Source organism: Pseudomonas sp. NBRC 111124, from assembly GCF_001320245.1.
Taxonomy (GTDB): domain Bacteria; phylum Pseudomonadota; class Gammaproteobacteria; order Pseudomonadales; family Pseudomonadaceae; genus Aquipseudomonas.
The window spans coordinates 260,228-280,407 of sequence record NZ_BCBA01000013.1; the positions used below are offsets into that span (position 1 = coordinate 260,228).

The 20,180-nt window shown below is 65.4% G+C and carries 7 protein-coding genes and 2 tRNA genes; 1 reads left to right on the plus strand and 8 read right to left on the minus strand.

Features of this window, described 5'->3' with window-relative positions:
- Positions 1–107: 107 nt before the first annotated feature.
- The 6 genes from APH28_RS07710 to phnN form a co-directional block, all read right to left on the minus strand.
- Complete coding sequence (locus APH28_RS07710) at positions 108–4,235, minus strand: non-ribosomal peptide synthetase (RefSeq protein WP_060508360.1); 4,128 nt, start codon at positions 4,233–4,235, stop codon at positions 108–110.
- Positions 4,228–11,994, minus strand: a complete 7,767-nt coding sequence (locus APH28_RS07715) for a non-ribosomal peptide synthetase (RefSeq protein ID WP_060508361.1) — start codon at positions 11,992–11,994, stop codon at positions 4,228–4,230. Before APH28_RS07715 ends, APH28_RS07710 begins: the two co-directional genes overlap by 8 nt.
- 2 nt (positions 11,995–11,996) lie before the next feature.
- A complete protein-coding gene (locus APH28_RS07720; RefSeq protein ID WP_060508362.1) occupies positions 11,997–15,392 on the minus strand; it encodes a non-ribosomal peptide synthetase in 3,396 nt (1,131 codons plus the stop codon).
- 168 nt (positions 15,393–15,560) lie between these two features.
- On the minus strand, positions 15,561–16,538 hold the full coding sequence (locus tag APH28_RS07725; protein ID WP_060508363.1) for a TauD/TfdA family dioxygenase: 978 nt from the start codon (positions 16,536–16,538) through the stop codon (positions 15,561–15,563).
- 204 nt (positions 16,539–16,742) lie between these two features.
- Positions 16,743–16,817: transfer RNA gene (locus tag APH28_RS07730), tRNA-Arg, on the minus strand.
- Between the two features lie 128 nt (positions 16,818–16,945).
- Entirely contained in the window at positions 16,946–17,533 is a 588-nt protein-coding gene (phnN, locus tag APH28_RS07735; RefSeq protein ID WP_060508364.1) for a phosphonate metabolism protein/1,5-bisphosphokinase (PRPP-forming) PhnN, read from the minus strand.
- A 347-nt stretch (positions 17,534–17,880) separates the two neighbouring features.
- On the opposite strand from phnN, the gene APH28_RS07740 reads away from it, so the two are divergent.
- The gene (locus APH28_RS07740) at positions 17,881–18,207 is read left to right on the plus strand and encodes an Arc family DNA-binding protein (RefSeq protein ID WP_003254499.1); all 327 of its coding nucleotides are present in this window, start codon (positions 17,881–17,883) and stop codon (positions 18,205–18,207) included.
- Positions 18,208–18,282: 75 nt separating this feature from the next.
- On the opposite strand, the gene mgtE is transcribed toward APH28_RS07740, so the two are convergent.
- Together mgtE and APH28_RS07750 are read right to left on the minus strand one after the other, a co-directional pair.
- Positions 18,283–19,725, minus strand: a complete 1,443-nt coding sequence (gene mgtE, locus APH28_RS07745) for a magnesium transporter (protein WP_060508365.1) — start codon at positions 19,723–19,725, stop codon at positions 18,283–18,285.
- A 377-nt stretch (positions 19,726–20,102) separates the two neighbouring features.
- Positions 20,103–20,179: transfer RNA gene (locus APH28_RS07750), tRNA-Arg, on the minus strand.
- Position 20,180 lies beyond the last annotated feature (1 nt).

Sequence of the window (20,180 nt, forward strand, 5' to 3'; positions counted from 1 at the left end):
TTTGCCATCATTGGTAGCGGATCTTAGGGAGATGGAAAAATGGCGTCAAGAAAATTGCGCGCAACGGTCGTGCCTGGGATAGCAGTGCGCAGTACCACGTAACTAAGTCAAACCTCGAATAGTGCCTCCTGGCGTACGGCGCCGTTATCCTGCAGCTGCCCGGCCACCGCCTCGATCAGTTGCCCATCTTGCAGCAGGTCGAAATGGCCACGGTCGCTGCTCAGGTGCCGCAGTGCCGTGCCGTAGTGACCATCAAGGCGCGCCTGCGCCGCCGCTTCGCGCCCTGCTGCCCACCAGCAGATCGGCTTCACCCGAGTGCTTGGCAAAACCTTCATGGCCATTGCTACCCGATCAAGCTGCAGCGTGGTACGCACGAAGGCCACACGCTCGCCAATAGCGAGATCGGCCAACACGGTTGCCGACACGTTGCCTAGCACGGCCGCCATTGGCTCACTTGACAGCAGCCGCTCATCCTTTTCAGGCCCCTGCCATCCGCTGCACAGCGCCCGGCTGGCGCCCTCATCAGCGCCCAGTGTCAGCAGCAGGCCCAGCAAGCGTTCATCCCATTGCTGCTGTTGATCGCCCTGCGGCAGGTAGCTGTCCAGCAGCCCGACAAAGGCCACAGCCTGCCCCTGCCCCTCCAGCTCTCGCGCCACCTGCAGCGCCAGGGCGCCACCCAGCGACCAGCCGAGCAGGAAGTACGGCCCCTGCGGCTGCACGGCGCGAATGTAATCGCAGTAATCGACGGCCATGGATTCAACGTTCGAATCGACCCAGGCCGCATTGAACAGCATCCGGCACTGGATACCGTGCACCGCCCACTGCGGCTGCAGCCGCCTGGCCAACGGCAGATAGTCGAACACCGAGCCATGCACCCCGTGCAGGCAGAACAGCGGTGTGGCGCCTTGCTCCGGGGTGTTCAGCAGTAGCACCGGGGTCTGGCTGGCAGTGCGGTGCAGGCGCCCGACCAACTCGCCGACACGCGGTGTGGTCATCAGATCGCGAAGGGTCATGGTGAACCCGTCCAGCGCTGCCACCCGCACCCGGCGCACCAGCTCCATGGCCAGCAGCGAGTTGCCGCCCAGCTCGAAGAAGCTGTCATCGAGCCCGACCTCTTCCACCTCCAGCAGCTCGCCCCAGAGCTTCGCCAGGCCAACCTCCAGCGGCGTGACGGGTGCGCGGTAGTGCTCTGAACGGTCCAGCACCGGGGCTGGCAAGGCATGGCGGTCGAGCTTGCCGTTGGGGTTCAGTGGCATGGCCGGCAGTACCAGCAAATGCGCAGGCACCATGTACTCGGGCAAGGCCTGGCGCAGCCGCGTGAGCACCTGGCCACGCAACCCGGCATCCCACTGCAACCCCGGCGCCAGCACCAGGTAGGCCACAAGGCGCGAACCACGCCCTTCGCCTGCCACGGCAACCACCGCTTCGCGCACTTGCTCCATGCCCATCAGGCACGATTCCACCTCGCCCAGCTCGATGCGGAAACCGCGCACCTTGACCTGGTGATCGACCCGGCCAAGGTACTCAACCACGCCATCATGGCGCAGGCGCACCAGGTCGCCGGTTCGATAAAGACGACCACCTGGCGGGCCGAACGGGTCGGCGACGAAACGCTCGGCAGTCAGGCCCGAACGCTGGTGATACCCGCGCGCCAGCCCTTCACCACCAATGTAGAGTTCGCCGGGCACGCCTGCGGGCAACGGCTGCAGGTCGCTGCCCAGCACATAGGCCGAACGTGCACCGACGGGCGTGCCCACCGGCATGTACTGCGCCTCGAAACCGCTGCCCAGATGGACCGCCCACAGCAACGGCGTGATCACGGTCTCGGTCGGGCCATAGCCATTGATCAGGCGCGGCGTGCGCAGCACCTGCTGGATCTGCTCGAAGGTGGCGCGGCTGGTGCCTTCGCCACCCACGGTGTAGGAGCGGATTGGCAAATCGGCCCCCGCCTCGCCCAGGTGCTCGGCCAGCTGCTGCAGGTAGCTCGGGGTAAAGCAGGTGATGGTGATGCCATGCTCGGCAATCTCGCGCGCGCTGCGCTCGACATCCCAGGCATCATTGTCGCGCAGCATCAGCATCGAACCGGACACCAGCGGCACCAGCCAGCGCTCGTGGGCGCCGTCGAAGTTGATCGACGCGAATTGCAGTTCACGGTCCTCGGGGGTCATGCCATAGCGCTCGGCAATGGCCAGGCAGTGCATGGCCAGCGGGCCATGGGTGACCGCCACGCCCTTCGGCCGGCCAGTAGAGCCAGAGGTGTAAATCAGATAGGCCAGGTTGTCCGCCGCCACCGGGTAATGCGCATCGTGCGCCGGGTAACCTTGCAGCTCGGTGCCCTCGGCGCTGACCGGCAACAACTCGACGCTGGCCGGTAGCGGCAGTTCGGCCAGCAGATGCGGCTGGGCCAGTACCAGGGCAACGCCGCTGTCCTCGATCATGTAGCGTAACCGCTCGCGCGGGTGGGTCGGGTCCAGTGGCACGTAGGCGCCGCCGGCTTTGAGCACGGCCAGCAAGGCAACCAGCATTTCCACCGAGCGCTCCAGCGCGATACCGACGCGTACTTCAGGCCCGACACCGGCTTCATGCAGGCGAGCGGCCAAGCGGTTGGCCCACTGGTTGAGTTGCTGGTAATCGAGCTGCCTGCCTGCCACGACCAGCGCCGGGGCGCTGGGGCGCAGCTGTGCCTGCTGCTGGATCAGGCCGTGCACGGTGCGCGTTTCGGCCGGCTGGCCGAGGCCAGGGTTCAGCGCCAGCAGCTGCCAGTTGCGCTCGTCTTCGCTGAGCATGCACAACTCGGCAATCGGTTTGCCAGGCTCGGCACTCATGCGCCGCAACAGGTTCTGCCAATGGGCGAACATTTTTTCGGCGGTAGCACCCTCGAACAGGTCGGTGGCGTAGCTGAGGCTGGCACTGAGCTGGCCGCCATGTTCCTGGGTGTCCAGCGCCAGGTCGAACTTGGCGTGCGAGGTCGGCGCGGGCAGCAGGGTCAGCGACAGGCCAGCAAGCGCCGAGGCACCCAGACCATCGCCCATCACCTGGTGGTTGAACATGACCTGGAACAGCGGGTTGTGGCTGAGGTCGCGATGCGCCACCAGGCTATCGACCAACGCTTCGAACGGCAGGTCCTGGTTGGCCTGGGCGGCGAGCAGCGTGGTGCGCGTGTGCTGCAGCAGCTGCGAGGTGCTCAGGCCATCTTCAAGCCGGCCGCGCAACACCAGGGTGTTGACGAAGAACCCGGTCAGCGGCTCCACCTCCGGCCGGTTGCGCCCCGCCGACGGCATGCCCACGCACACATCGCTCTGGCCGCTGTAGCGGCGCAGCAGCAGCTGGAACGACGCCAGCAGCACCATCGACAAGGTGCAGCCGTGCGCCTGTGCCAAGTCGACCAGGCGCTGGCGCAGCGGCGCGTCCAGGGTGCCGCTCACTGCCTGGCCACGATGGCTGGGCACGGCCGGGCGTGGCCGATCGGTGGGCAGTTCCAGCACTGCGGGGGCATTGCTCAGCTGTTCGGTCCAATAGGCCAGCTGCCGCGGCCCCTCGCCTGCCTCGAGCAGCTGGCGCTGCCAGGCGGCAAAGTCGGCGTACTGGATGGCCAGCGTCGGGAGTTTGGCCTCGCGGCCTTCGCAGGCGGCCTGATAGAGCTGGATCAGTTCGGCGATCATGACCTGCATCGACCAGCCATCGGAGACGATGTGGTGCTGGGTCATGACCAGCACCCGGTCCGCCGCACCGATTTCCAGCAGCAGCACCCGCAGCAACGGGCCACGCTGCAGGTCGAAGGGGCGCATCACTTCGCGGCTCACTGCCTCGGCAATGGTTGAGTCGTCGGCGCCCGGCAAGGCCACGCGTTCGATCGCCACCGCGCCTGCTGCGTGGATACACTGCAGTGGCTCACCGTCGCTTGCCTCGAAGGTGGTGCGCAGCGGTGGGTGCCGCGCCACCAGCGCATCGAAGCTGCTCTGCAGGGCGGCAAGGTCCAGCGTGCCTTCAAGGCGCAACGCTGCGGGCATGTTGTAGGCGGCACTGTGCGGGTCCAGCTGCCAGAGGAACCACTGGCGCTGCTGGGCATGGGAAAGGCGCGGCACGTCACCCTCAGCCAGCGCCACGATGGGCAACCGGCCCGGGTCGATGCCTTTCTCCAGCAGGCGCTTGAACAAGGCCACGCGCTTGTCGTGCGCCAGCCCGCTGATTCGCTGGACCAGCTCATTGCCCTGTTGGGTCCCTTGCTTAAACATCCAGTGCCTCCAGTTCGTCGAGGGCGTCGAAGATCGCGTCGTAGTCGTCTTGCGCCGGGCTGATGCTGCCTGCAACCAGGGTGGCCAGGGCGCCTAGGCTATTGGCCAGGTAGGCGTCCTGCATCGCCAGCTCAATGGCCAACTCGGTCTTGATGCGCGAGACCAGGCGCACCAGCAGCAGTGAATGCCCGCCCAGTTCGAAGAAGTTGTCGTTGAGGCCGACCCGTTCGACCTGCAGCACCTCCTGCCAGATGGCCGCCAGGTGTTGTTCCAGTTCGCTTTGCGGCGCCACGTATTCGCGCCGCGACTGGCCCAGCTCAGGCTTGGGCAAGGCTTTGCGGTCGAGCTTGCCGTTGGGCGACAGCGGCATACGGTCGAGCAGTACCCACTGACTCGGCACCATGTAGTCCGGCAGCACGGCAGCGAGGTGCGCCTTGATCGCAGCCAGGTGGTCAGCCTGCTCGGTTACCAGGTACGCCAACAGTTGCCCCTCGGCAGCCACTACCACCGCCTCACGGACGCTGTCCTGTTCCTGCAGGCGTGCTTCGATCTCGCCCAGTTCGATACGCAAGCCGCGGATCTTCACCTGGTGGTCGATACGCCCGGCGTACTCGATCACGCCGTCCTCGCGCTGGCGCGCCAGGTCGCCGGTACGGTACAGCCGCTCACCCTCGCGGAAGGGGCTGGTGACGAAGCGCTCGGCGGTCAGCGATGGGCGACGGTGGTAACCGCGCGCCAGGCCGATGCCGCCCAGATACAGCTCACCGGTCACGCCAGGGCTGACCGGGTTCAGTTCGCCGTCCAGCACGTAGGTCTGCAGGTTGGCGATCGGCTGGCCGATTGGCACTGCGTCCTTGCCTTCTTCTACGCAGGTCCAGTGAGTGACGTCGATGGCCGCTTCGGTCGGGCCGTACAGGTTGTACAGGCCGCTCTGCGGCAGCAGCGCCAGGGTCTGGCGTTGCAGCTCTACCGGCAGTGCTTCGCCGGAGCAGATGATCCGCTGCAGCGAGGTGCAGCGGGCGGCGTTTTCGTCACCGACGAAGGCCTGCAGCATCGACGGCACGAAGTGCAACGTGCTGATCCGCTCCCGGGTGATGAGCTCGGCCAGCCGTGCCGGGTCGCGGTGGTCACCGGGCAGCGCCATGACCAGGCGCGCACCTTCCATCAGCGGCCAGAAGAACTCCCACACCGAGACGTCGAAGCTGAACGGCGTCTTCTGCAGCACGCTGTCATCGGCGGTGAGCGGATACGCCTCCTGCATCCAGGCCAGACGGTTGTGCAGCGCCACGTGGCGGTTGCCAGCGCCCTTGGGCTTGCCGGTGGAGCCGGAGGTGTAGATGACGTAGGCGAGGTTTTCCGGGTGCAGCAGCACATCAGGGTTGTGCGCGTCGAGAGCGCTCCAGGCTTCGGGGCTATCCAGATCGAGCACCGCCAGCCCGGCCGGGATTGGCAGGCCACCGCGCAGGTGCGACTGGGTCAACAGCAAGGCGATGCCGCTGTCTTTGAACATGTAGGCCAGGCGATCCTGCGGATATTCCGGGTCAAGCGGCACGTAGGCGCCACCGGCCTTGAGAATGGCCAGCAGGCCGACGACCATCTCTACCGAGCGGTCGGTGGCGATGCCGACCAGCACGTCCGGACCTACGCCCAGACCGCGCAGATACAGCGACAGGCGATTGGCCTCGGCATTCAGCTCGGCATAACTGAGGGTGCGGTCGACAAAGGTCAGGGCCGGCGCTTGCGGCTGACGGGTGACTTGCTGTTCGAACAGCTGATGCACAAACGGCGTCCCCAGGTAGTCCCGTGCCGTGGCATTCCAGTCCTTGACGATTCGCGAATGAGCCGCCGCATCGACCAGTCCGAAGCTGCCCAGCAAGGCGTGCGGCGCGCTGGCGAAGCCTTGCAGCAAATGGCGGAGCTCGGCTGCAATCTGCTGCACCAGCTCGTGACCGAAGACCTGGCGCTGGTAGGCGAACGTCAGTTGCACCTGTGCACGCGCCTCGGCAATCAGTGTCAGCGGGTAGCCGCTGTATTCCTGATAGTCCAGGCCGGACAAGCGCAGCCCGGCGCTGCTGTCCGACAGGCTCTGGGCCAGCGGATAGTTTTCGAACACCAGCAGGCTGTCGAACAGCGCCTCGCCGTTACGCCCAGCAGCGCCCTGGATGGCATACAGCGGCAGGTATTCGTACTCGCGCAGGCGCAGGTTGAGCGCTTGCACCTCACGCACCCAGTCGGCGACTGCCATTTGCCCCTGTGGCTCGGCGGCCACCGGCAGGGTATTGATGAACAGGCCCAGTTGCTGCTCGATGCCCGGCAACTCTGCCGGGCGCCCGGACACGGTGGCACCGAAGCAGGGCCGACGCTGACCGGTGCGACGCTGCAACAGCAGCGCCCAGGCGGCTTGCAACACACTGTTGAGGGTGACTTGCTGGTTTTGCGCAAAGTGCTTCAGGGCCTGGCTCAGCGTCTCGCCCAGCTCCAGCACCACCGCACCCTGCCCGGCTTCGTTGACCTCGCGTGTACCGCCAAGCAGCGTCGGGCCGTCCAGGTCCAGCAGTTGGGCTTGCCAGAACGCATCGGCACCCGCGCGATCCTGTTGCTGCAACCAGCCGAGGTAGTCGCTGCGGGTAGCCTGCGACTGCGCGGCAGGCTGCCCCGAGTAGGCCCGCATCACGGCGGCGAACAGCAACGAATTGCTCCAGCCGTCCATGAGGATGTGGTGGCTGGTGTAGATCAGATGATGGCGCTGCGGCCCAGTGCGCACCAGCACCAGGCGCAGCAGCGGCGCCTGGCCAAGGTCGAAGGCGCGTGCCTGCTCGGCCTGCGCCAGTGCTTCGAGGCGGGCGTCGATATCGGCTTCGCCTGCCCAGTCGTAGCGTTCGACCGGCAACGGGACATGGCGCAATACGACCTGACGTGGTGCTTCCAGGCCCTGCTCCCAGGCAAACCCGGCACGCAGCGATTCATGCTGGTCCAGCGCCTGCTGCCAGGCCTGGATGAAGCGCTCAGGGTCGAGGTCATCGAGGTCCAGGCGCAGGCGGTTGACGTAGCTGCTGGCCTGGCCGTCGTACAGACTGTGGAACAGCATGCCTTCCTGCATTGGCGCCAGCGGATAGATGTTCTCGACCTGGCGCAGGTCGACCGGCAGCGCATCCAGCTGCGCCTGGGTCAGGCCGGCCAGCGGGAAGTCGGCCGGGGTGGCGCCGCCGGCTTGGCTGTCGAGGCAATGGGCGATCAGCGCGGTCAGTTCACCGGCATAGTCGTCGGCCAGGCGGGCGATTGCCGGCTCATCGAACATCGCTTCGCTGAAGGTAAAGCCCAGTTCGAGTTCGCCACCCAACACCTGGCCGTTGACGCTCAACCAGTTGCCCAATGGCGCATCGGCCGTCTGCGTAGCGCCAACGCTTTCCATGGCAGGTGCGAACAACCGGTCTTCGCCGAAGCCCTGGTCGAACTGGCCGAGGTAGTTGAAGGTCACCCGCGCTTGCGGCAAGGCTTGCAACACCGCCTGCTGCGCCGGGCTGCCGAGGTAACGCAGCACGCCATGGCCAATGCCACGCCCGGGCACGCCACGCAACTGCTCCTTGATGGCCTTGAGCGCACCTGCCAGGTCATCGGCCGGGGTCAGCGCCACCGGGAACAGGCTGGTAAACCAGCCCACCGTGCGGCTCAGGTCCACGCCGTCGAACAGGTCTTCACGGCCATGGCCTTCAAGCTGGACCAGCGCACTGCCCTGCCCCGTCCAACGGCACAGCACCCGCGCCAGGGCAGTCAGCAAAAGGTCGTTGACCTGCGTGCGGTAGGCTGCTGGCGCCTGCTGCAGCAGGCTCTGCGTGGTCTCGGCATCCAGCCGGCAGCGCACGGTGCGGGCGTGGCGGACCTGCAGACCGGCGTCGCAGCGTGCAGCCGGCAAGTCGCCGGCCTGCCCCGCGAGGGCCGCTTGCCAGTAGGCCAGCTCTGCACCGCGGGCGGGCGCCTGCGCCCAGCTCACCAGGCGCTCGGCCCAGGCCTTGAATACCGTACCCTTCTCGGCCAGCGCTGGCGCGCGCCCGGCCAGCAGGGCGCCGCAGGCTTGCTCCAGGTCTTCCAGCAGCACACGCCACGACACACCGTCGACCACCAGGTGATGAATTACCAGCAGCAGGCGCTGCCCGCCGTCGGCAAGGTCGCACAGCACGGCGCGCAGCAGCGGCCCCTGAGCGAGATCAAGACTGCCCTGCGCCTCTTCGGCGATAGCCTGCAGTTGCGCGGCATCGGCCGCCTGGCGATGCCAGAACAGCCCGCCTTGCACGCCGGCACGGTGCTCGGCACGCCAGTTGCCGTCCACGTTCCTGAAAGCCAGGCGCAATGCGTCGTGCTGGTTGACCAGCAGCGCCAGGGCCTGCTCGACGATGTTCGCCGTCAACGCCTGGCGTGGCTGCAGCATGACCGCCTGGTTGTAATGCCCCGGCTGGTTCAGCGCCAATTCGAAGAAGCGCGCCTGCACGGGCAACAGCGGCATGGCACCACTGACCTGCGCCACAGAGGTGGGCTTGGCCACTGCAGTGATCACCTTGGCAACCTGCGCCAGCTGGGCAATGGTCTGCTTCTCGAACAATTGCCGCGGGCTCAGCTTGATGCCTTGGCGTTTGGCCCGGGCGATGATCTGCAGGCTGAGGATGGAGTCGCCACCGAGCTCGAAGAAGTTGTCTTCGATGCCGATGTCGTCACGCTTGAGCACCGCTTGCCAGATGGCCAGCAGCTGCTCCTCCACCGGTGAGCTGGCGGCGACATGGCGCTTGAGCTGCACCTGCGGCTGCGGCAGGGCGCGGCGGTCCAGCTTGCCGTTGGCGGTAAGCGGCAGGCGCTCCAGTAGCATGAGGTGGGCCGGTACCAGGTAGTCCGGCACCCGTGCCTGCAGCTGCTCGCGCAGGGCCTCGGCGCTGAGTTCGGGGTTGCCCGGCACGCACCAGCCGACCAGTTGCAGCTGCGCCGGATCATCGCCTTGCGGCACTGCCAGGACCACGGCATCACGCACCCCTGCCAGGCCACGCAGCACGCGGCTGACTTCCCCCGGTTCGACCCGATAACCGCGGATCTTCACCTGGTCGTCGGCACGCCCGAGGAAGTGCAGCAAGCCTGCGCTGTCGCGCTGCACACGGTCGCCGCTGCGGTACAGGCGCGTGCCCGGCGCGCCGAACGGGTCGGGCACGAAACGTTCGGCGGTCAGCGCCGCCTGGCCGAGGTAACCTTGCGCCAGGCTGTCGCCACCAATGTACAGCTCGCCTGCGACACGCGCCGGCAACACGTTGAGCACATCGTCCAGCACCCGCACGCGGGCACCCGGCAGCGCCGTACCCAACGGCATCGCATGCGCCGCTTCACCCTGCAGTTCGTGGGTCAGCACGCTGACCGTGGTTTCGCTGGGGCCGTAGTGGTTGATGAAGCGGCAGCCGGGCTTGAGCTCGCGCACTTTCTGGTACAGCGCGGGCGAACACGCCTCGCCACCGACGATCAAGGCGTGCTCGGGCAGTACATCTGCCGCGTTGGCCGCCTGCAGCAGGCCATTGAGGTGGCTGGGGACGATCTTCAGCACGCCGATGCGCTGCTCGGCCATGTAGGCGGCGAAGGCATCGGGATCGAAGCCCAGCGCCTCCGGCAGCACATGCAAGGTGCGCCCGGAGCACAAGGCGCCAAACAGCACCGTATGGCCAAGGTCGGCGGCGATGGTGGAGACCAGCGCCATGCTCGCATCCGCAGCCAGGTCCAGACGCTGCAGCAGGCCATCGACATAACTGGCCAGCGCGCCATGGCTGACCACCACACCCTTCGGTTGGCCGGTGGAGCCAGAGGTGTGGATCACGTAGGCCGGTGCTCCAGCCAGAATCCCGATTGGCGATGGATTATCCGGCAACGAGGCCCAACGCGCCGGCGCGTAGGGCTGTACCTTGCAATCAGACGAGGCCAACCCCTGCTGGCGCGGCTGCGCCGCATCGCACAGCACGACCTGCGCGCCGCTGCGCTGCAGCATGCCTTGCAGGCGCTCGGCCGGTGCCTTGATGTCCAGCGGCATGTATACGCCACCGGCCTTGAGAATGCCCAGCAGGCACACCAGCCAGTCCAGCGAGCGCTCCATCAGCACCGCAACGGGTACGCCAGCGGTGACGCCCAGGCTGCGCAGGTGATGGGCCAGGCGGTTGGCCTGGCTGTCCAGTTCTGCATGGCTGAGCTGCTGCCCTGCACAGGCCGCCGCGATGCCGCCTGGCTGGCGACGCACTTGCTCGTCCCAACGCTGCAGGACCAGGGCCGGTTGCGCACGGTGGCTGGCAACCTCTGCGGCAGGCGCCTTGACCAGCGTATGCAGTGGCGCATCCGGTGCGGCCAGCAGCGTCTCGAACAGCTCACGCAATGCAGCGATGAAGCCTTCGAGGGTGGAGCGCTGGTAGAGGTCGCTGGCGTAGGTCATCTCGCCATGCACCAGGTTGCCGTCGTCGGTGATGTCCAGGGCGAGGTCGAAGTGGGTGCCTTCCTTGCGCAGCGGATACTCGCTGACGGCCAGCCCCGGCAATTGCAGTGCGGTCTGTTTCTGCACGCCGACGTTCTGGTTGAACTTGGCCTGGAACAGCGGGTTGTGGCCAAGGCTGCGCGCTGGCGCGAGCACTTCCACCAGTTGCTCGAACGGCAGCTCCTGGTTGGCCTGGGCAGCGAAGGTCGCCTCGCGTACCCGCACCAGCAGTTCACCGAGCGACAGGCGCTCGTCGACCACGCAACGCAGCACCTGAGTGTTGACGAAGAAACCGATCAGGCCTGCCACCTCTTCGCGCCCACGGTTGGCGTTGGGCACGCCGATGCGGATATCACGCTGGCCGGAATGGCGTGAGAGGAACAGCGCATAGCCAGTCAGCATCAGCATGAACAGGGTCACGCCCTGGGCCCGGGCGGTATCGCGCAGGCGCTGCGACAGCGGAGCGCCGAAGTCGAACTTCAGGGTCTCGCCTTGCAGGCTCTGCACCGGCGGACGCGGGAAGTCGGGCGCCACGTCGAGCAGCGGGTGTTCTTCACCCAGCTGTTCGCGCCAGTGCTGCAACTGCCGCTCACCCTCGCCGGCTTCCAGCCAACGGCGCTGCCACACGGCATAGTCGGCATATTGCAGCGGCAGCGCTGGCAGGCTCTGGGCGCCGGCCTGGTAGCACTGCACGAACTCGCGGACCATCACGTCCATCGACCAGCCATCAGAGACGATGTGGTGCATGCACACCACCAACACGTGTTCCTCCTGGCCCAGGCGGTACAGGCTGGCACGCAGCAGCGGGCCATTGAGCAGGTCGAACGGGCGAGCGACGTCGTCTTCTACCAGACGCGCCAGCTCGGCCTCGTCCACCGTACCGAAGTCGACATGCCGCAGGGCCAGGGGCGCCGCCGCCAGCACCCGTTGCAGCGGCTGCTCGCCCTCGACCTGGAACACGGTGCGCAGCGCTTCGTGGCGCTCGATCAGCGCATCGAAGGCGCCCTGCAAGCGGCTTTGGTCCAGGTCGCCGCACAGGCGCAGGCCGGCGGCCATGTTGTAGGCGGCGCTCTGCGGGTCGAGCTGCCAAAGAAACAGCAGGCGCTGCTGGGCGTAGGACAGCGGGATGGCCTCAAGGCCATGGCGGCTGACCGGGATCGGCAGCAGGCCGAAGTCCTTGCCATCCTGGCGCAGCTTGGCGAGGAACTGGCGGCGTTGTTCGAGCGGCAACCCGATGAACTTCTCGGCGATACGCAGGGTAGTGTTGCGGGTCATGCTCAAACCTCCTCCAGTGAATTCATGAACGCTTCCATGTCGGCCCAGTCCTCGTCGGCGGTGCCGCCCAAGGCCTCAAGCTCTTCGGCCAGGGCGGCCAGGTGCGGGCGCTCGAACAGGCTGCGCATGGGCAGCGCGACGCCCAGCTCGGACTTGATCCGGGCAATGACCTGGGCCGCCAGCAGCGAATGCCCGCCCAAGTCGAAGAAGCTGTCGTCGAGGCCGACGCGGGGCACCTGCAGGACCTCCATCCAGATCGCTGCCAGGCGTTGCTCCTGCTCACTGACCGGCGCGCGGAAGCTGGCCTGCAACTGGCTCGGATCGGGCGCGGGCAAGGCCTTGCGGTCAAGCTTGCCGCTGGGGGTCAGCGGCAGGTTGTGCAGCAGCACCAAGTGCCCAGGGACCATGTAGTCCGGCAACGTCGCACGCAGGCCCTCGCGGATCGCCTGGCGCTGCGCGTCGGCATTGGCGCCGTCGGCTTCGGTGACCACATAGGCCACCAGTTGTCGCCCGCCGGCCATGTCCAGGGCCAACACTGCCGCCTCGCGCACGCCAGGGCATTGCTGCAGGCGCATCTCGATTTCGCCAAGCTCGATACGGAAGCCGCGCACCTTCACCTGGTGGTCGACCCGACCGATGTACTCGATGGCGCCATTGGCGTCGAAGCGGGCGCGGTCACCGGTGCGGTACAGGCGCTCGCCGGGGACTTCAGGGTCAGGCAGGAAGCGTTCGGCGCTGAGCGCGGGCTGGCCGTGATAGCCGCGTGCCAGGCCAGGCCCACCGATGTACAGCTCGCCAATGGCGCCGGCTGGCAGTGGCTGCATCTCGCCGTCGAGAATGCACAGCCGCCGGCCGGCGAGGCCCTGGCCGATGGGGATGCCCCGCCAGGACACATCCTGCGATGCCAGCGCCGTGCAGTCGTGGATGCTGGAGACCACCGTGGCCTCGGTCGGGCCATAGGTGTTGAGCAGCCGCACACCGGCCAGCCCGGCGCGGCGCCACAGGTCGAGGCCATCGACCGCCATGGCTTCGCCGCCGACATGCACCTGGCGCAGTGCGGCAAACGACTGTGGCGTGGCGCGGGCGTAGTCCTGCACCAGCATGTGCCAGTAGGCGGCCGGCAAGTCGGCGACGGTAATGCCGTGCTGCTCCAGCGCCTGCAGGAAGCTGGCGCTGTCCCACAGGCGGCTGTCGCGCAGCACCACGCGGGCACCCGCGCACAGCGGTGGGTAGAACTGCTCGACGAACCCGTCGAAGCTGCAGGTGGCGAACTGCAGCACACGATCCTCCGCCGTCAGGCGCGAATAGTCGGTGGCCAGTTCGCAGAACTCGGCCAGGGCGCCATGGCTGATGGCGACCCCTTTGGGGCGGCCGGTGGAACCCGAGGTGTAGATCACGTAGGCCAGGTTGCCGGGTTGCAGTGAAACCTGCGGGGCAAGCTCAGGTTGCTCACCCTGCACCTGGTCCAGGCACAGGACTTCGACACCCTCAGCCTCCGGCAGCTGGCTCAGCAAGTTCGATTGGGTCAGCAGCAGGCGCAAGCCACTGTCGGCGAACACCTGGGCGATGCGTTCGCTGGGCGCTTGCGGGTCCAGCGGCACATAGGCGCCTCCGGCCTTGAGCACTGCCAGCAAGGCAACCCCCATGTCCAGCGAGCGCTCCAGCGCCACGCCCACCAGCACCTCAGGGCCGACACCCGACTGCACCAGGCGCTGGGCCAGGCGGTTGCTGCGGCGATTCAGCTCGGCGTAGCTCAGGCTGGCGCCCTGCCCTTCGCCGGCCAGCACCAGCGCCACCGCCTCGGGCGTGCGCGCTGCCTGAGCCTGGAAGCGCTGGTGGGCCAGTGCCGCTGCCTGCGGTGCGGGGGCACGCAATGCCCAGTTGTGCAATTGACGAGACTCCGCAGCCTCGAGCAACTGCAGCTCGCCAATTCGACGTTGCGGGTCGGCGAGCACACTGCGCAGCAGGTTGCGCCAATGGCCAGCCATGCGCTCGACGGTGGCGGCATCGAACAGGTCGGTGGCATAGGTGAACGCGGCCAGCAAGCGTTCGCCTTCCTCCCGGGTCTCCAGCATCAGGTCGCTGGCGGCGGCATGGCTGCGGGCGCCGGCCACGCTCTGCTCGGCATCCAGATGCGCCAGCTGCAGGCCGCATTGCAGGCGCATGCCCTGGATGTCGGTGACCAGCGGCTGATGGTTGTACATGACCTGGAACAGCGCGTTGTGGCTCTGGCTGCGGCTGGGCTGCAGCGCCTCCAGCAGCGCATCGAACGGCAGCTCCTGATGGGCTTGCGCGCCCAGGGCGGCCTGGCGCAACGCTTGCAACAGCTGCGCGAAGGTCTGGCGGCCATCCAGCTGGCTGCGCAGCACCTGGGTATTGACGAAGAAACCGATCAGGCCCTCGACCTCGCCGCGGTTGCGGTTGGCAATCAGGCCGCCGACACGAATGTCGCCCTGCCCGCTGTAGCGGTACAACAGGGTCTTGAAGGCCGCCAGCAGCACCACGAACAAGGTCACGCCCTGGCGCTGGGCCAGCGCCTTCAGGCCATTGCGCAGCTCGGCGTCGATGGCGAATTCCAGACGCGCACCGGCGTGGCTCGGTTGCGCTGGCCGTGGGCGGTCGGTGGGCAATTCCAGTGGTTCATGGTCCTCGCCCAGCTGGGCCCGCCAGTAGTCAAGCTGGCACGCCTGCTCGCCGGCTTCCATCCAGCTGCGCTGCCACAGGGCGTAGTCGCGGTAGTGCACGGCCAGTGCCGGTAACTGGGCCTGGTTGCCGGCGCTGCGGGCGTCCAGGCAGCGCATGAACTCTTCGATGAGGATGTTCATCGACCAGCCGTCGGCGATGATGTGATGCAGGGTCAGCAGCAGCACATGCTCATCCGCCGCCAGTTGCAGCAGTGCCACCCGCAGCAGCGGACCCTGCTGCAGGTCAAACGGCTGGCCGGCTTCACGGGCAACTTCCTCACGGGTACGCTGCAGGCGTTGACCCGCATCCAGGCCGGACAGGTCAAGATGGCGAACCTGTACTTGCGCACCGTCCCCGACACGCTGCAGCGCCTGGCCGTCGACTTCCTCGAAAGTGGTACGCAGGCACTCGTGGCGCTGCACCAGATCGGCAAGGGCCAGTTCCAGAGCCTGGTGATTCAGGTTACCGATCAGGCGCACGGCCCCTGGCAGATTGTAGGCGGCGCTCTGCGGCTCCAGTTGCCAGAGGAACCACATGCGCTGCTGGGCATAAGAGAGCTGGTCGCGGCCAGCGACTGCGCTGCAGTCGGGGATGGGGTAGCTGCTGAAGTCGACCTGTTCGTCGCGCAGGGCGGCGAAGAAGACACGGCGTTTTTCAAGCGGCAGTTCAATGAAGCGGCGCGCCAGCTTCAGGGATTGATCGAGGGTGCTCATAGGTCGTCCGAACCGGTGATGGGAGCCGCCCTGGGCTCCGCGATACCTGTTGAACGAATGATTCCGGCTTGCATTTAGGCGCTGTTTGCAAAACCCATCGCGCCCGTTTCACAGCAGCGCGCCGGCGCGCCCGAGGACGTGCTGGCGGTCGCTGCGGTGCTTCGCGGCTCAGCCCGCGCCGTGCCCCTCGGCCATGGCCACGATGACCTTGCGCTTGCCGGTGAAGGTGCTGCGGGCGTGGGCGGCGAGCATGTTGTCGAGCATCAGCACATCGCCCTCCTGCCACGGGAAGGCGATGGTGCATTCATCCAGCACGCCGCGCACTTCGTCGAGTATCGAGTCCTCGATGGGCGAACCATCACCGTAGTAGACGTTACGCGGCAGGTCTTCCTCGTCGACGATTTCCAGCAGGCTCTCACGCACCTCAGGGGGCAGGTTGGAAACATGGAACAGGTGGGCCTGGTTGAACCACACGTTCTCGCCGGTACGCGGGTGGCGGGCCACGGCCTGGCAGATCTGGCGGGTACGCAGCTCGCCGTCGTCCTTCCACTGGCAGGCGATCGCGTGGCGTTGGCAGTAGGCTTCCACCACGGCTGGGTCGTCACTGTTGAATACCTGCTCCCAGGGCACATCCAGGCCATTGCCAAAGTTGCGCACGTACATCAGGCCATGGCGGTTGAAGCGTTCGTGAATGCGTGAGTCGATGCGGCGGAACACCTCACGGCTGTCGGCTATCGGCGTTTCCCCTCCGCTCTCGGCGGCGATCATGCTGTAGAACCAGATCTTCATCGGCCATTCACGGGTGTAGGCCTGCTCGTTATGCAGCGGGATCTTCTGGTGCGGCGGGTACTCGGTTGAGGTGTACACGCCTTGGGTGACGTTGCTGCGTGGGGTCGAGCCGAACTCGTAATTGAGCAGCGGGTGGCCGAAGCCGCCGGCAAAGCTGCGGAAGGCCTCGGCGCCGCCCACATCGAAACCGCGGAAAAGAATGCCGCCGGCGTCGAGCAAATGGCGGTCGACCAATTCACGGATCGGCGCCAGCGCTTCGTTGAGGTCCAGGCCGGCGTGGGGTGCCTCGACCAGCAGGGGCAGGCTGCGCTGGCCGGGCAGCAGGGGCCGGACAAGCAGTTCCAGTAGGGCGCTCATGGCTCACCCCTTGCGGCGGCTGGCCGCAGCGGGCTGAACAGCAATTGAATGGCATCAGGCAGCGCCTGGCTGGCCTTGAAGCAGGTGGCGGCATGCATCCTTCGACCCTCGATGAAATGACAGCAAGCTCCGGTCCGGGCGCGCGCAGCGCACGTCGGCCTTGTGCAAAGGAGACGAGGGGCAGAGGGTGGGATTTAGCGTGGATGGCGTCCCCGGCAGGAATCGAACCTGCACCAGAGTCTTAGGAGGACCCCGTTCTATCCATTAAACTACAGGGACTGAAACCGGCCCGCGACGTTGCTGAGCTTATTGCAGCAATCGCAGGACGGCGAGCATGTTAACCAGCGCGCCACCGTTTGTCATGCCTGAATCGGGCTTTTTGCACGCAGGTTTTTTCCGACGGTCGTTCAGGCGATCAATTTTTCCTGGCGCAGCAGATCGAGCAGGGCCGCAACCGCCGTTGCCAACTCCCCTGAATTGTCGAGGTGGTGGACTGACCAGCCAGCCTCCAGCTGAAGCCGGGCATTGCGCGCCAAGCGCTGATCGACCTGCTCCGGGGTTTCCCGCCCGCGGGCGAGCAAGCGTTCACGCAGCACCTGGGGTTGCACTTCGAGGCACACGGCCAACAGGTCCGGATAACGCTCCCGTGCGACGGGCAGATAAGCCCGCGAGCCATTGACCAGCACTGAGCGCCCTTGCGCCAGCCACTGATCCACCTGGGCCGGAATCCCATACTCGAGGCCATTGGCCCGCCAGTGCATGGCGAATGCACCCTGCTCGCGCAACTGCGCGAAGCGCTCCACGCTCACACTTTGTGCCGCTTCCCCCTTGGCCTCGGCGGAGCGAGTGATGACCCTACGGGCAATTTCCACCCCTGCGGCAGACAATTGCGCACGAGAAGCATTGATCAGGGAATCTTTTCCCGAACCCGATGGTCCTACCAGGAATATCAGGCGGCCTGAGGCCTCCGCTCGGGCGCTTGCGTCATGTTGCATAGCCACTATGCTCTATGGAAGGAAACCCGCGCATTCTAGGTGTTTTCTGCGCCCTTTGCTGCGTTTTACAGGTTTTTGACGGCAAAAGGCTGACGGTGCGGCGAGCTGGATAATGCAAAACTTTTCAAACCAGTGCTCATTTCTGATAATTGGTACTGGCAAAAAGCCTTTATCCGGCTCACTATTTGTCACAGAATTGACGCCAAGGAAACGGCGACCATGAGGCAAGATGAGCTTCCAAATTTTCATGACGGTTGAACATTTTGTCGTCGCCACGGTCGTACTACCACCCCGTGCGGCCAATTTGAGAACCGCTTCCCCTGAACCTGTAAACCCGGTCAATTTATATGCGCCCAATGAAACAGGCTATTTATTCGAGCCGCACCGCTGACAAGTTCGTCGTCCGCCTGCCAGACGGGATGCGTGAGCGCATTGCCGAGGTAGCGCGCAACCATCACCGCAGCATGAACTCCGAAATCATCGCCCGCCTGGAGCAGAGCCTTATCCAGGAAGGTGCGCTGGGCGACGAGCTGAGCATGCGCCTGGACAGCCCGGAGCTGTCGCTGCACGAGCGCGAGCTCCTGCAACGTTTCCGCCAGCTGTCACACCGCCAGCAGAATGCACTGGTGGCCCTCATCGCTCACGATGTGGAAATGGCCGCCGACGCCTCCTGAGGCCGGCAGCAAGCAGACACGAAAAAGCCAGCGTAAGCTGGCTTTTTTCGTTGTGCTGATTTTTCATGAGCGGCGTCAGAGCAGAAACAGCGTGGCCAGGCCCAGGAAGATAAAGAAGCCACCGCTGTCGGTCGCCGCCGTGATCATCACACTCGCCCCCATCGCCGGGTCGCGCCCCAGGCGGGCCAGGGTCATCGGGATCAGTACACCCATCAACGCCGCCAGCAACAGGTTCAAGGTCATCGCTGCGGTCATCACTACGCCCAGCGACCAACTGCCATATAGCCAGAACGCCACCGCACCAATCACCCCGCCCCACACCAGGCCGTTGATCAGTGATACCGCCAGCTCTTTGCGCATCAGGCGGCTGGTATTGCCCGGCGACACCTGGTCCAGCGCCATGGCTCGGACAATCATGGTGATCGTCTGATTACCTGAGTTACCCCCAATACCGGCAACGATCGGCATCAGCGCAGCCAACGCCACCAGCTTTTCAATCGAGCCCTCGAACAGGCCGATCACGCGCGAAGCAAGGAAGGCGGTAATAAGGTTGATTGCCAGCCATGCCCAACGGTTACGGAACGAGCGCCAGACCGAGGCAAAGATGTCTTCCTCCTCACGCAGACCCGCCATGTTGAGGACTTCGCTTTCGCTTTCCTCACGGATCAGGTCGACCATCTCGTCGATGGTCAGACGGCCGATCAAGCGATCGCTCTTGTCCACCACCGGTGCCGAAACCAGGTCATAACGCTCGAAGGCCTGCGCGGCGTCGTAGGCATCTTCCTCAGGGTGGAAAGACACGGGGTCGGTTGCCATGACCTCCGCGACTTTCCTCTCCGGGTCGTTGACCAGCAGGCGCTTGATTGGCAGCACGCCTTTGAGAATGCCGTCATAGTCGACCACGAACAGTTTGTCGGTATGGTTGGGCAACTCTTTCAGACGGCGCAGGTAACGCAGTACCACTTCCAGGCTGACGTCTTCGCGGATGGTGACCATCTCGAAGTCCATCAACGCACCGACCTGCTCCTCGTCGTAACTCAGTGCCGAACGCACGCGCTCGCGCTGCTGAGCATCGAGGGTCTCCATCAGCTCATGGACAACGTCGCGCGGCAGCTCAGGGGCCAGGTCAGCGAGTTCGTCGGCATCCATTTCCTTGGCAGCGGCCAGGATCTCGTGATCGTCCATGTCGGCGATCAGCGATTGGCGAACAGAGTCGGAAACTTCGAGGAGGATGTCGCCATCGCGATCCGAGCGCACCAGCTGCCAGACCGTCAGGCGGTCCTGCAGGGGCAAGGCTTCGAGGATGTAGGCGATGTCGGCAGGGTGAAGGTCGTCGAGCTTGCGCTGCAATTCGACGAGGTTCTGGCGGTGGACGAGGTTTTCCACCAGGTCATTGTGCTGACCTTCCTGACGGTGGGTCAGGTCTTCAACCACTCGCTGGCGCTGCAGCAGCTCGACCACCTGGGCCAGGCGATCCTGCAGGCTCTCTTGAGCTTTCTTTACTTCTACTTCAGTCATAGGCGAACTCCACTCCCAGCAGCAGAGCACGCCGGGAGAATCAATCAGTCAGATCTAGCTGTATGAATCTTGTTAAGGAGTAACTACTGGGTAAGTCCATGGTGGTTTTCCACAAGCCCCGGCGGGGCTGACGGGCGCAATCATACACTGCCTAAGCTGTCAGATCGCTTAAAATTTTGGCCAGAACAATCGTTTGCGAGATAAAGCTGGGACAACGCTCGAAGCCATCTGTGCGACGGCAGGCGCGCATCAAAAAACACATCCGCCGCGCAAAAGTCTGTCGGGCCGGTTGATGAGCAGTCTAGTCAGGCATCACTGACAAAGCAGTGAAATTGAAAACAAAAAGCCCGCTCAATTGAGCGGGCTTCTTGATGATATGGTGGACTCAGCAGGATTCGAACCTGCGACCGCTCGGTTCGTAGCCGAGTACTCTATCCAGCTGAGCTATGAGTCCG

Coding starts and splice junctions, on each gene's coding strand:
- mgtE (WP_060508365.1), bottom strand. CDS start 19,725: ATGACTGAAGTAGAAGTAAAGAAAGCTCAAGAGAGCCTGCAGGATCGC.
- APH28_RS07710 (WP_060508360.1), bottom strand. CDS start 4,235: ATGTTTAAGCAAGGGACCCAACAGGGCAATGAGCTGGTCCAGCGAATC.
- phnN (WP_060508364.1), bottom strand. CDS start 17,533: ATGCAACATGACGCAAGCGCCCGAGCGGAGGCCTCAGGCCGCCTGATA.
- APH28_RS07715 (WP_060508361.1), bottom strand. CDS start 11,994: ATGACCCGCAACACTACCCTGCGTATCGCCGAGAAGTTCATCGGGTTG.
- APH28_RS07740 (WP_003254499.1), top strand. CDS start 17,881: ATGCGCCCAATGAAACAGGCTATTTATTCGAGCCGCACCGCTGACAAG.
- APH28_RS07720 (WP_060508362.1), bottom strand. CDS start 15,392: ATGAGCACCCTCGATCAATCCCTGAAGCTGGCGCGCCGCTTCATTGAA.
- APH28_RS07725 (WP_060508363.1), bottom strand. CDS start 16,538: ATGAGCGCCCTACTGGAACTGCTTGTCCGGCCCCTGCTGCCCGGCCAG.